The following is a 12,543-nucleotide window of genomic DNA, read 5'->3' as shown; positions in this document are numbered from 1 at the left end:
AAACGGATATTAAAGCTACTAAACGAAAATGAATAAGGAATAGAGACAGAAATAAGGCACTTCCTGTTCAAAATTGAACAAGAAGTGCCTTATTTTTATGTGAAAAAGGTTCGCTATTATAAAACCGTAAGTTATTCAGTGAGTCCAATGTATTGGGCTCACTTATTTTCTAGAATTCCATTCTGCGTATAAAATAAAGCAAATTGCAAAGGCAACGGCTAGAATAAAAAACCATTGCGGTACACCACCAAAGCTCATAGGAACACCTCGAATTAAAAATTTTTATGATGAATATGGTTAAATAACGATAGTTATGGAGAAAATATGATCTTCTATGGTTTTTTTCTCCACAAAAGTTCAAAAATATTATAAAATAAGCAATAGACATTAGCTTCGTGCTAGTAAAGAGAGGTAGAGAGATTATGTTACATTTAAAATGGAAAGATGCTCCAACAGTACGCACAGTTACTTGTAAGCATACTAATGCATCAAAATATTTAGTTTCAAACGTCTTAACAGTAGGGCAACAATATGATGTGAAAAATGAAACAGAAGAGTTCATTTTTATTATCGATAACACTGGTAATATCGGTGGCTACTATAAAGATTATTTCGAATAAGTATAATCAATTTTGCCTTGGCGTAATTGCGTCCGGATTTTGAATTGTGCCTGCACAATTCATTCCTTTTAAAAATCCGTGACATCCGCCGGAGGCTTTATTTTCATTCAGTAGGTGTTTGGAAATCCCTGAAAAGGGGGAGCTACATATGCATTCATCACCACCTTCAGAGGTGGGTGTCTTCTGCTGAATGGAAATAAAAGGGTGGTTCAGATTTTTCTGAGCCACCCTTCTTTGTTGAAAAAAGGGAATCATTCCTTCTTAAAGGTTTTTAATTCAGCTACATCCTGTAATTGTTGTTTTTCCTGTTCTGTAGCTGTATGAAGGGCAAAGACGTCTTTAATAGCTGTCTTCAGCTCATGTTGTGTTTCCTTGAATTTCGATACTTGCTGTTCAAAGGAAGGGCTCGTAAATCGATCATTTGTACGAGATAATCTTTCCTCTAGCTGTGCGTAGCGATGATCCATATGCATAGATAACATCATGGCCAACTGATTTTTCCACAATGGAATGAGCGTAACGATGGAAAATTCAATTTTTTCCGCTAATGTTTGATTAGACTGCTGAATCATGCGTATTTGTGGTGCAGTTTGTAAGGCAACTTGCTGCGATACTTGTAAGTCATAAATACGTTGATCTAGACGTTCAATTTGAGCGGCAAAATCATTAAGTTGTTGGATAGCTAGTGGCTGTTTCGTTGCTTGTACACTAGTTACTTTTTCAGGAAGCTCCACTTCAATGGCTTGCTGCTTCTTCATTTGTCCTGCTGCAATGGCGGTCGCTAACTCCTCAAAGAATCCTCTATTATGTGCATAAAGTCCTTCTAGCATTTCCACATCTCTTAGCATTTGAAGCTGTGCACGTTCAAGCTGAACACCAATTCGTTCTACCTGGATACTTATACGTTCAAACTCCGTTAATGTTTGCTTAACAGTAGGCTCAATTTTACCAAACATCTTTTTAAAAAAGGACTGCTTTTTTGGTTCTAATGCGTTAGGGTCCACACGGTCTAATGTTTGCATTAATGAGTCTAACATTTGGCCAATTTTTGTGACATCTTTTTGTTTGACTTGTGCAAGCATTCGATCAGCAAATTGGGAAAGCGATCGTTGTGAATCTTGCCCTAAAGACAGGACTGACTCGAAGTTTGTCAGGTCAAGCTGACTAGCGTATAGAAGTGCACGACTTTGTGCAAGAGGCGATAGCGTATCATACGTCGCCATCGCCTCATTATTTGGAGTTGTTTCTAAATAAGATTGCACAAGTGGGGAAAGACCTTGTATTGTATTTAGTTGAAATGCGTGATCATTCGCTGTCATTTATCATCGCCTCGCCACTCCAATTGTTCTTTTCGTCTTATATTTGAACGATTCGCAAATTCTATTTCCATTTGAAGATGGTCAATATCGTTGGAAAGCGCATCCTTTAAATCAGTTTGAATCGTATCATTTAAATCTGTAAGTGTCTCTCTTGTTTTCGATAATGTAAGTTGGATTTCCTTATCCTTCACAGGCTGTCTCGATAACATCGTATATTTATCCGTTAATTCGACAGCGGAAGGGAGGTGTGCATAAAAAAATTGTTCAACATTATAAAATTTTCGTGGGTCTGTTTTAACTATTTTCACGATATTTTTTGAAATACGTGTCATTTCAAGTAATTGCTTAAATGCAGAAACTGAACGTACACGTAAGTAGTTTTGACTTAATGTTTGAATATTTTTATTGGCTGCTGTAAGTTGTGATTCAATATGTTTGTATTCTTCTTTTGTTATACCTGCTATTTGCATGAATTTCTTTTTCTGTCTATATTTCAATAACGCCGTACTCGACGCATATGTTCCAGCAAACAATATACCACCAAGGAAGTATCCTGGACTTGCCGCAATTGCTGTGATAGAAACAGTTGTGAGAGAAATTAAGAAGCTAGCGGTATGTCTTGAGAAAAACTGTCCGACACTGAGCATGTTTCTTCCTCCTAGCATTTAAATATGTCTATATTCTTATACGAAATAATCGACATAAAGTTTCAATGAAATAATAATCCTTACATAAATTTTACTGCTATTTGTAAAGTTTCTCAATGATATTACTTAAGAACAAGAAAATCCTTTGCTTTATTAGGAAGAAAAGGGGATAGACGAAAAAGAAGTCAAACAAACTGTCCGACATTGTTGTGTCATCTATTACTCGGGTAGATAATAAAGGGCTATTTGGATTAATCGATTTCATTCTATATATTGTATTCAAAATTATAGTAATTCGCGAATTGCTTCACATGTTGTTAGTCAATTTATTCTCTCTTAATAGGTTAAACATTAGTATTGTTTTTTCGTCTGTTGTTGATTCCTCGTCATGGCGTTAAAATTAATAAGCGTATTCGAGATTTCAAAATACGCTTACATATCGAGTAGTGGTACACGCCGATTTTAAGTCATTTATTAGACTGAAAATGCTTTAATTCGATAGACTTGTCCCAACTCACCTGTACCCTTTCACAGAATTCTGAAAGGAGCTTCTTATACAACCATTAAAGGCAATCTCAGACGCATTTTTTTCTGTAGCGAAAGCGAAGCGACAGCAACAAAAGTTTTCTGTGCGAAAGCGAAGCGACAGCAACAAAAGTTTTCTGTGCGAAAGCGAAGCGACAGCAACAATATAGCCGAGGCATAATTGATTTTCATTTGAATGAAAAATAACATTGTTAAATATGTTAAACAACTTTATAATAGTGTTAATAAAATCCAATTGTTAAAATTTTTTCATGTACTAGGGTGTTTTTCAATTTTTTATGTACCAAAGATTGCGCCATAAAGATGACTTCATAGGTTAAAAGGGAGAGTCTACCATATGCAAAAAAACACAAACAATAAGATTGAACTCATTGATCCTAAAATTATGTTAGAGAAATACAAGGAAGATATAGAATTAATCCAAAAATCATTAAAAAAATTTGAGTTGGAAATTAGGCTTTTGCAAAGTGAAGGTTTAGTTGAAATAGAAAAGTTGAGTAACGACTTAAGTAAGTTGCAATCACTCTCATCGAGTATAAAATTTAAAGCTAAATGTTTGATCTGTAATAACAGTAAAACCATTGAGACATTAACGACAAAATAAAATATTGATATCAAGTCACATCTAATTTATTGTGGCTTTTTATTGTGCATTATATTTCTTATGATGGCATTCGGTTTATAGTGTGTCAGCTTGTGTGAACAAAATGGAGATATAATTATGACGTATTTCATCAACAAATTTCTATCAGCTCTGATTCGGAATGTCGGTGATGTAGTTAATAAGGATGATAATTACGGGGCAGTGCAATCTATTTAAAGAATTATAATTAGGACTTTAAGGTCATACTCATGATGAGATGTGGCTTTTTATTATGACAAGAAACCCGATGGATGTATCGCATGAACTTTGGGATTTGAATGATAAATCAACGTGGAAGTGTCTTACATACGCTCCCATTTGCATACAGTGTTTGGAAGCGAAAATTCGAAAGGATGTGAGGGCAAATGAAAGTAACGGTTAAAGAATGGCGTGTAATGTCTGACCATAACAAACAATTACTTTTAAATGCGGTAGCAACTAAATAAAGCATAGATCAAAAGAGGAATGAGAACATGCAGCAACGAACACACATGTATTAGGAAATGCATTGCAATAAAGTTCAATGGATCACCCATAATATTTTTTGAAGGGTAAATAAAAAGGACTGAGGATTTAACCTCAATTCTAATTAAATTTGCCCCCAGCAACGTCATTTTAAATAATCCGTATGCTATTCATTAATAATCGCCCATTACCAATAGCCTTCCTACACTATAAAAACAATAGAGCCAGACTAAACAATGTCTGACTCCATGCGTGTATAACCTTTTAAATCATCAAAAAGCTCTAAAGTAAATGAATTGGAATCTGCTTGAGGGCTAACACCCTTTTGGACGAATACTAAGAATTCATCTATCGCTTTTTTTGATCCTTCTACTTCAACCTCAATTTGATCTTGATTATTTAGTTTACAGTATCCTTTTAATCCTAGTTCAATCGCTTTCTGTTTAATGAAAAAACGATAGCCAGTCCCGTAAACATCACCGAAAAATTTAATAAGCGCTCGCTTGTTCAAGCTAACACCTCCTACTAGTTAAGAGGGGAGAACCCCCTTGGTGCTTAGTGCATAACACGTTCTTTTTCTAAATATACGATTAAATTATTGATAAAATAGAGAACATGCTTCGAAGCTTGATCTACTTCTTTTAAATGAACTTCAGCTTGTTGAATATTCCCAACCTTATAAGCTTCCGCTGCTAACTTCGCCGATTCATGAACACGTAAATGATAGGCGTCTAATTCTCGATATTCCTGTAAGTGTCCAAAACGTTCAACAGTGCGAGCGGATGTATACCATTTACCTAGACGGCAATCTGTATGCGAAGAAACATCACTTGGCTCGACATTTTCAAGACCAAGGAACATATTATAAATTCGCCATTTCCATAAAATATGATCGGCCTTTGATAATTGTAAAAGTGCTATAGAAGATAGCTGAACATTATTATTCTCAATAATATCATTGCGGAAACGATTAATTTCTTTCCCTAATGAATGAATATCACTCGATGTATTATGACTATATTCGCGAATGTCATCTTGAAGGTTAGAAATTTCAATCATTCTTGCTGATACTTCATCAATAGCTGCAGCCTGTTCCTGTGATATCGCAGCTGTATTCGTGACATCCAGATTAATGCCTTCAATGGCACTAACAATCGCATTTAATAATGGTAACGATTCTTTAGCCTCTACTGTTGCATCTTTAATAATCTCAGTTGTTTCTGTAATTGAGTTTGACACATCGTTTGAATAGCTTTTTAAATGATGTACATTTGCAGTTACTTCACTTAGCGCTGAAACCGTTCCCTCAGCAAGCTTTCGAACTTCCTGGGCAACTACGGCGAAGCCTTTACCATGTTCGCCCGCCCGTGCAGCCTCAATAGAAGCGTTCAAAGCAAGTAAATTTGTTTGATCGGCAATTTGGTTTATTAATGTTACAACATGCTCAATATCATTTACCCGCTTTTGTAATTCTGAAAAGGATTCAACAATTGTTGTAAATGTCTCTTCTGTTTTAAAGATTTCAGAAAGGGCATGCTCAATTGCATTTTTTCCTTGTACAGCATGATCAACAGATTCAGTTGTTTTTTCAGAAATACGAGAAGACATTCGAGCAACCTCGTTAATAGAAGCGGCAATTTCTTCAGTTGCCGCGGTAGAGGACTGGATTTCTTCGTTTTGTTTATCTAGGCTAAATACTAAATCTTTCATGTACATGATTTTTGCGTTGACATCCATTAAAGAAGAAATTTCAGCAACTACATTTTCAATAGTACGTTCTGTTAATACTTCGATGAGTAATTCTTGGTCAACATTAACAGCTGATTGGAAAGATTTCATATATTCAAATGCTTTATTAGGTTTTAAACCGAAATTATGTAAAATGTATGTAGTAATATAAAATGCAAATTGATTGAAGACGACGATTAACTTTCCTGGCTCATATTGATTCTTTCTAAATAAATTAAAAAATTTAACAGTTTCATCTACATAGTCATCATCACGAGTAGCTAAGAAAAATTGATTTAAGTATCGATTAATATTTTCTTCACTAATCGTTAGCTGAGAGGAAAGAGAGATTTCTCTTAAATAGTTATTAAAAATAGCATTCATTGAAGGCGTGATATCTTTTAATTTATTGTAGAGCGTTTTTAAATTCTCTTCATCTTGAGCATTGAAATGGTTAAATGCTAATGTTTTATTAAAACGACCAGTAGCATTTAAATTTGTACCACGCTTTAATAATTCATCGAGTTCGGCCTTAGGTCGAATACTTGAAAACATAAAAAAAATACCTCCAAAATTTATGAATAATAAGGTAATAATAGCATATGACAGAGTGTTTTAATAGACATTTCAAATGTGTTTGCTAAAATGAAAATATCTTATTACAGCAGGGAATGTGGCAAATATGTATACAATCATTTACATGAAAGCTGATTATGAGCCTTGGTGGAAGTTTGAAGGCTGGGAGGCTTTTATTCAATCAAATGAAACATTTGAAACGGAGGAGCAATTTGAGTCAGCATTGCAAACGAAGCTGCAGCACTTCCGTTTAACATACGATAATGAGGCTACGAAAGAAGAGGGATATTGGGCATTCTGGTCAGAAGATGAAAGTGTTTTTTGCGAAGCCTGTGATGATGATGTACAAATATATCACGGCATTATCGCTTTAAAATCTGGGAAATAGAAATAAAATTTAGAAATTAATAAAAAAACATTTTTCTTTATTTGACAAAATTATGAATGGCGGTTATACTTAGGTTAACAATTTAATTGCTTCACCGGAAACATGAATTCACATATTACAAAAAGTGATCGCGTTAGTTCGGTACTCTTTGTAATATGTGAATTTTTTCCATTCGTTGAAGAAATTACATATTGTTCACTTTTATTTTTTGGAGGTTTTCTTAAATGAAACAAGGTACAGTAAAATGGTTTAACTCAGAAAAAGGTTTTGGATTCATCGAAGTTGAAGGTGAAAACGACGTATTCGTACACTTCTCAGCTATCCAAGGCGAAGGTTTCAAAACACTTGACGAAGGTCAAAAAGTGGAATTCGAAGTTGTAGATGGCAACCGCGGACCACAAGCTGCTAACGTAACTAAACTTTAATTCTCAGTAATTAAAATTACTTTCGTTAAATTAAGGCATCCTATTGATATAGGATGCCTTTTTTTTGTATGCTTCGAACATTAGAGAGTTACAAGATATGATTACTAGTGACTTGTTATATGAAAGAGTTTAGAAACTACCATTCATACAGGTCAAAAATTCAGTTTCTCATTTTCTTATAATTTTATTATGTAAACAAAATAACTTGCTTGTCTCTTTAGAAAACAAGCAACTTTTTGGATTATTTACTTAGTATGCGTTGTAGCATTTCTACAGGAATAAACAAACCGACACGACCATATGGAGCTTTTTTAGCAGTTGCAAAGACGATTCCAATCACCTCACCAGCAGCATTTATAACAGGACTGCCACTATTTCCTCGATAAACAGGAGCTTTCATCATCATAATAGGCTCCTGCCAATCATCAACGAAAGTTGACTCCAGTAATGTTCCTTCATTTGCAATGCCCGTAAAAGCTAATGGATTACCAATGAAATAGACATGCTCATTTTTGCTATAGTTAGGATTTTCTGCAAGAGAGAGGGAAGGTAAGTCATCACCAGCTACCTGCAATAATGCTAAATCTACGTCAGGGAAACTTTGTAGTACCTTGGCAGCCATTAAACCTTCTTCAGGAAAAATGACGAATAATGATTGAGCATCTTCTACAACGTGTGCATTGGTTACAATAAGTCCATCTGAAGATATCGAAAAACCAGTGCCCTTACTAGAGCCTGTAGAGATCTCTACTACAGCTTTTTTATAGGTTTTTATATCTTCTTGCGCTGATAACCGAGCAGACACCTTCAAAAATTCAAGAGCTGGAGGGGAGTAAATTTGAAAGATAAGAGCAAAGGTATTCAAAAATAATACAAATGCCATACTCCAGACAATCCATTTGACAATTGGCTTTCGTTTTTTAGGCTTTTTACCTTGCAGTAGTTCTTCTTGTTCTTGTGCCAGCGCCTTTTGCTGTTCAGCGAGGACAAGTTCTATTAATTCTTCTTCTGTCAATTCTTCATCTGTTGTTGAGCTATGTATATCATTCATAAAAACCCTCCTTACCCAAAATGAAAAGCGCCCAAGTAATTTTTATCAATTCTTTTGGGCCGCAGTTGTTAGCATTGTAGGATCTATACGATAAGGTCGATATTTTTACAAAATAGCGTTGTTGCCATTATCCACTGAGTGTGATAGCTAAATACCATCATAAAGGACAGTTGCAAATTAGACTACTTTAGCTATTTGTCTTCATTATACGTGAAGTATGTAGGTTATACGAATGTTATGAAAACCAGGTTTCTAGAAAGGTAATCTCTTTGCTAGTTGCATTGACACGTATACGTAAGCCTATGGGCATAGCATGCAAGGGATGAGTGTGGCAGCAATCAACATCAGCCATTATAGGCATAGTACGTCCATCTAGTTGCTCTAGCAACACATCATAAGGCTTTCTTCCGGTCCCTAAATCATCATATTGTTCATGTTTACCTAAAATAATTGCAGAAGCTTTGTCGAAAATGCCGTGTAGTTTTAGCATAGCAAAGTTTTTCTCAACAACCGCAATTGTTTTAGAAGTATCTTCGAGAAGTAAAATATCTCCTTTATTTATAAGAGGGAAGTAAGGCGTTCCAATGAAGCCGTACATCGTATTTATATTTCCACCTATTAAACGTCCCTCAGCAGTGCCATGTTGCACTGTAATCCATGAATTATGATGTTGAGTTTTTTCAGTCGTTTTTTCTAACCAATTTAGTCGGTCATCTGTCCAAATAGGTGGGATTGGCATAGTATAGGGAGTTGATAATGAATGTAAAAATAAATCTTTAAAATATTGCTCTGTATAATGGACAAAAGGTGGAAATTCACCAAAAGTAGAAGCAACAGAAGGTCCATAAAAGACAGGAATACTAGTCTTTGCATACATTGCGAGAAGTATAGCGGTAACATCAGACAAACCTATAAGTATTTTGGGATTCTGCTTAAATGCTTCATAATCTAGGTATGGCAGCATACTATTAGCGTTAGTACCACCCATAGTAGGTAAGATCATGTTGATATGGGAATCACGAAGTAGTGCATTCAGCTCTTCTGCTCGTTCTTTCGGTGTACCAGAGCGATAAAAATCTTCTTTTCCAGTTAATGAACCTTCCTTAATCGTAAAGCCAAGTGCTTGCAAACGTTTCTTACCTCGTTCATAGCGAGCTGTTGCAATAGTTGTAGCTGGTTTGGAGGGCGAGTAAATGCCAATGGTATCGCCTTTTTTTAATGGGGAAAACATAAAAACCCTCTTTCAATTTAAGATAAAAGCTATTATACATGATTTTTTAAAGAGTCGTATATAGATTTAAAAAGTTAGGGTTATAAAAGAGTTGAAATAATAATATTATGTAAACTTAATGTATTGAGAGTCCGGAATTTAGAAAAAATGGGTGGAGTTTAAATGTATCGCCAAGTGGATGATTTTTTACATGAGTGGTCAGCACAAGCTACTCTGCAAGTATTACCATCTAAAACTGATGATAAGCTAGAGCAAAGCGAAGTAAGGACATTGCTCACTAGGGTGGGGAGGGTGGCATTTAAATGCAAAAGTAAAAAATGGCAGTAACAATTATAAAAAAGGCACTTCTAGCTAAGTTATGATAGGAAGTGCCTATTTTTGTTGATCAAATGTTGTTTGACCATCCTTATCTTGTCTCTTTAATGGATATCCCTTTTTTAAATAATAAACCATCTAAAAATATTGCAATAAAGTCTTTGCTTTCTTGTAATAAGTCAAAATCTCTACCAAAGACTAACCAGTCATAAAGGGAACCTCGCATACAACGACTAATATAAATGACGGTTTGTTGAACATTTATTTGTACAGATAATTCACCATCTTTAATAGCTTTTTGTATAAATGAGTGTAAAATTTTATACAATTCTCGTTCAGAATAGGAAAAGAAGTTTTCGTCGTTTTCAATTAAGCCGCTTTTGTAAACAGAACGCATTAAATCCATTCCTAAATCATCTTTTAAATATTTCATTTGTGCATCAATTAAGGAGATAACCTTTTCCTTGAAGCAAAGATTGGTGGGCAGTGTAGTTATAAATTCCTCGTAAAAATGATCAATTTCTTTAAATTTTTCTAGGAAAATATCGTACTTAGACGAGAAATGACCATAAAAAGCACCTTTTGAGCTTTTGCTTTTTTGCACAATTTCATCAACTGTTACTTGATCAAAGCCTTGCGTTTCGAACAATTTAAGTGCTGTTAAATAAATATGTTTTTTCGTTTCTTGAGCCTGCAGTTTTCGCGTCTTTTTCATCTTCTTTATCACCTAATTTCCACGAGATAGTTTATTTAACTTTAGCATATAACGTATTCAACTAATGACTTTGTTTTCTGAATTATTAGAAAAAACATTGACAAATAATTGTTTTGCCAATTAATATACAGACTATAGTCTATGAAACTAGTTAAAGAAGGGGGATATCATGGATTTAATTTGGAATAGAACGAAGGGAGAGAATAGAGCAACAACCAATTAACTGGGGATAACGCTCGTATTGCTTGAAGAGAGTTATTTTTATTTCGTAGATCGTATAAAGGATATGATTAAACGTTCAGGTGAAAATGTGGCAGCGAGAAGTGAAGAGTATACTAACAGAGCATCGATTAGTATATGAAGCAGCCGTCATTATGAAGAGGATTTGATAGCGTATGTCGAGAACGCCTCGCAAAATTTAAGGCACGTACATCTGTCGGAAAAATTCAAAAACACGTTTTACGTAACGTTAGTTTTAGTTAAAACGAATGACATAAAAAATTGACTGTAGAGAGAAGGGATTTTTTGAAAAATGTGAAGATATTATTAGCAAGTTTAGCAGGATCAGTCATCGAATGGTACGATTTTTATTTGTATGGTACTGCAACGGGATTAGTTTTTACAACACTTTTTTTCCCTTCGACTAATCCAGCAATCTCGATTTTAATTGCATTTGCTACGTTTGGAGCAGGATATGCAGCTCGTCCAATTGGTAGTTTAATTTTTGGACATATGGGTGATCGTGTCGGAAGGAAAGCATCGCTTATGCTTACGTTAATAGGAATGGGCGGTAGTTCTTTTTTGATAGGTTTATTACCTACGTATGCACAAGTGGGGTTACTCGCGCCAACGCTATTAGTAATTTTGCGACTTATTCAAGGGATTGCACTTGGTGGTGAATGGGGTGGTGCCGTGTTACTAGCTACTGAATCAGCTACAAAGGGTGTACGTGGCTTTTTTGGTTCTATTCCACAGCTAGGTGTTCCAATCGGTTTAGTGTTAGGGACATTTAGTTTTACACTTATTTCTTCATTAACGACAGAAGCGCAATTTATGGCCTGGGGTTGGCGTTTACCATTTCTATTTAGCGCAGTTTTAATAGTACTGGCGATCTGGATTCGAAGTGGGATTGAAGAAACACCAGAATTTAAACGTAAAAAAGACAATGGCGAATTAGCTAAATTACCAATTGTCCAAGCTTTTAAATATAACAAAAAAGATATTCTCCGCATTATTGGATTAAAAATAGGGGATGGATTCTTTAATGTGTTTTTAATGTCGTTTATATTGGTGTATGCAACTACGTATATAGGCTATACAAGGGATGTCGCGTTATTTGCTCTAACGTTAAGCTGTGCAACAATGATTGTCACAATTCCACTTGTTGGGTATTTTTCAGATTTTATAGGTCGAAAGAAAATTTATATTGGCGGCCTTATCACAATGCTACTACTAGCAATTCCATATTTCGTAATGATTCCAATTAATTCAACTAATTTCTTTATATTGCAAATCATTTTACTTGGTGTCGTCTGGGCAGCCATTTTTGCGACTCAAGGTACGTTTTTCTCTGAATTATTCCCTGCGAATGTTCGATACACGGGGCTATCCTTTGGCTATCAAATCGCTGCGGCAATCGTCGGTTTTGGACCAATGCTATGGACATCTTTAGCAACAGAATATGGGGCATCACCATATTTATTTGGTGGTTTAATGATGGCGGGGCTATTGTTATCACTGCTACTTGCAGTATTTTCACCAGATACACGGATGATTACTCAATATGAAGAAACTGACGAGAAAGTACAAGAAAATAAACGCATGTCAGATGCCCAAGTGGAAGTAGCAATGACAACCACGTCAAAGTAATAGTG

General features: G+C 35.1%; 13 protein-coding genes. 6 read left to right on the top strand and 7 right to left on the bottom strand.

The genetic code is table 11. The features are described 5' to 3' along the window. The first annotated feature begins 422 nt into the window (after positions 1–422). A complete protein-coding gene (locus PVA17_RS13735; RefSeq protein WP_132364818.1) occupies positions 423–620 on the top strand; it encodes a DUF6501 family protein in 198 nt (65 codons plus the stop codon). 251 nt (positions 621–871) lie between these two features. On the opposite strand, the gene PVA17_RS13730 is transcribed toward PVA17_RS13735, so the two are convergent. Continuing rightward, positions 872–1,939 carry a toxic anion resistance protein gene (locus PVA17_RS13730; protein ID WP_274068009.1) on the bottom strand — a complete coding sequence of 356 codons (1,068 nt, stop codon included), beginning with the start codon at positions 1,937–1,939 and terminating at the stop codon, positions 872–874. Beyond that, entirely contained in the window at positions 1,936–2,586 is a 651-nt protein-coding gene (locus PVA17_RS13725) for a 5-bromo-4-chloroindolyl phosphate hydrolysis family protein (protein ID WP_132364822.1), read from the bottom strand. Before PVA17_RS13725 ends, PVA17_RS13730 begins: the two co-directional genes overlap by 4 nt. Positions 2,587–3,469: 883 nt before the next feature. On the opposite strand from PVA17_RS13725, the gene PVA17_RS13720 reads away from it, so the two are divergent. Further along, entirely contained in the window at positions 3,470–3,736 is a 267-nt protein-coding gene (locus tag PVA17_RS13720; RefSeq protein ID WP_132364824.1) for a hypothetical protein, read from the top strand. Between the two features lie 733 nt (positions 3,737–4,469). On the opposite strand, the gene PVA17_RS13715 is transcribed toward PVA17_RS13720, so the two are convergent. Together PVA17_RS13715 and PVA17_RS13710 are read right to left on the bottom strand one after the other, a co-directional pair. Further along, complete coding sequence (locus tag PVA17_RS13715) at positions 4,470–4,751, bottom strand: acylphosphatase (RefSeq protein WP_132364826.1); 282 nt, start codon at positions 4,749–4,751, stop codon at positions 4,470–4,472. A gap of 44 nt (positions 4,752–4,795) precedes the next feature. Next, a complete protein-coding gene (locus tag PVA17_RS13710) occupies positions 4,796–6,523 on the bottom strand; it encodes a globin-coupled sensor protein (RefSeq protein WP_132364828.1) in 1,728 nt (575 codons plus the stop codon). A 127-nt stretch (positions 6,524–6,650) separates the two neighbouring features. Here PVA17_RS13710 and PVA17_RS13705 point away from each other — a divergent pair, with 127 nt between their 5' ends. Next, positions 6,651–6,932, top strand: coding sequence for a DUF1033 family protein (locus tag PVA17_RS13705; protein WP_132364830.1), 282 nt, complete (start codon positions 6,651–6,653; stop codon positions 6,930–6,932). Between the two features lie 224 nt (positions 6,933–7,156). Continuing rightward, the gene (locus PVA17_RS13700) at positions 7,157–7,357 is read left to right on the top strand and encodes a cold-shock protein (protein ID WP_004230088.1); all 201 of its coding nucleotides are present in this window, start codon (positions 7,157–7,159) and stop codon (positions 7,355–7,357) included. A 241-nt stretch (positions 7,358–7,598) separates the two neighbouring features. Here PVA17_RS13700 and PVA17_RS13695 read toward each other — a convergent pair whose 3' ends face one another. Both PVA17_RS13695 and PVA17_RS13690 read right to left on the bottom strand, forming a co-directional pair. Beyond that, the gene (locus PVA17_RS13695) at positions 7,599–8,408 is read right to left on the bottom strand and encodes a S1C family serine protease (protein ID WP_132364832.1); all 810 of its coding nucleotides are present in this window, start codon (positions 8,406–8,408) and stop codon (positions 7,599–7,601) included. A gap of 235 nt (positions 8,409–8,643) precedes the next feature. Next, the gene (locus PVA17_RS13690) at positions 8,644–9,639 is read right to left on the bottom strand and encodes a S66 family peptidase (RefSeq protein ID WP_274068008.1); all 996 of its coding nucleotides are present in this window, start codon (positions 9,637–9,639) and stop codon (positions 8,644–8,646) included. A 162-nt stretch (positions 9,640–9,801) separates the two neighbouring features. On the opposite strand from PVA17_RS13690, the gene PVA17_RS13685 reads away from it, so the two are divergent. After that, the gene (locus tag PVA17_RS13685; RefSeq protein WP_274068007.1) at positions 9,802–9,966 is read left to right on the top strand and encodes a hypothetical protein; all 165 of its coding nucleotides are present in this window, start codon (positions 9,802–9,804) and stop codon (positions 9,964–9,966) included. Positions 9,967–10,045: 79 nt separating this feature from the next. On the opposite strand, the gene PVA17_RS13680 is transcribed toward PVA17_RS13685, so the two are convergent. Further along, entirely contained in the window at positions 10,046–10,669 is a 624-nt protein-coding gene (locus tag PVA17_RS13680) for a TetR/AcrR family transcriptional regulator (protein WP_274068006.1), read from the bottom strand. A gap of 534 nt (positions 10,670–11,203) precedes the next feature. On the opposite strand from PVA17_RS13680, the gene PVA17_RS13675 reads away from it, so the two are divergent. After that, complete coding sequence (locus PVA17_RS13675) at positions 11,204–12,538, top strand: MFS transporter (protein ID WP_274068011.1); 1,335 nt, start codon at positions 11,204–11,206, stop codon at positions 12,536–12,538. The last annotated feature ends 5 nt before the right edge of the window (positions 12,539–12,543 follow it).

Source organism: Lysinibacillus sp. CNPSo 3705, assembly GCF_028674935.1.
Classification (GTDB): Bacteria; Bacillota; Bacilli; order Bacillales_A; family Planococcaceae; genus Lysinibacillus.
This window is presented reverse-complemented; position numbering and strand designations above follow the sequence as displayed.

Bases quoted from the DNA above. Each gene is read 5' to 3' on its own strand.
- PVA17_RS13710 (WP_132364828.1), bottom strand. From the start codon at position 6,523: ATGTTTTCAAGTATTCGACCTAAGGCCGAACTCGATGAATTATTAAAG.
- PVA17_RS13680 (WP_274068006.1), bottom strand. From the start codon at position 10,669: ATGAAAAAGACGCGAAAACTGCAGGCTCAAGAAACGAAAAAACATATT.
- PVA17_RS13705 (WP_132364830.1), top strand. From the start codon at position 6,651: ATGTATACAATCATTTACATGAAAGCTGATTATGAGCCTTGGTGGAAG.
- PVA17_RS13690 (WP_274068008.1), bottom strand. From the start codon at position 9,639: ATGTTTTCCCCATTAAAAAAAGGCGATACCATTGGCATTTACTCGCCC.
- PVA17_RS13695 (WP_132364832.1), bottom strand. From the start codon at position 8,408: ATGAATGATATACATAGCTCAACAACAGATGAAGAATTGACAGAAGAA.
- PVA17_RS13735 (WP_132364818.1), top strand. From the start codon at position 423: ATGTTACATTTAAAATGGAAAGATGCTCCAACAGTACGCACAGTTACT.
- PVA17_RS13700 (WP_004230088.1), top strand. From the start codon at position 7,157: ATGAAACAAGGTACAGTAAAATGGTTTAACTCAGAAAAAGGTTTTGGA.
- PVA17_RS13720 (WP_132364824.1), top strand. From the start codon at position 3,470: ATGCAAAAAAACACAAACAATAAGATTGAACTCATTGATCCTAAAATT.
- PVA17_RS13725 (WP_132364822.1), bottom strand. From the start codon at position 2,586: ATGCTCAGTGTCGGACAGTTTTTCTCAAGACATACCGCTAGCTTCTTA.
- PVA17_RS13730 (WP_274068009.1), bottom strand. From the start codon at position 1,939: ATGACAGCGAATGATCACGCATTTCAACTAAATACAATACAAGGTCTT.
- PVA17_RS13685 (WP_274068007.1), top strand. From the start codon at position 9,802: ATGTATCGCCAAGTGGATGATTTTTTACATGAGTGGTCAGCACAAGCT.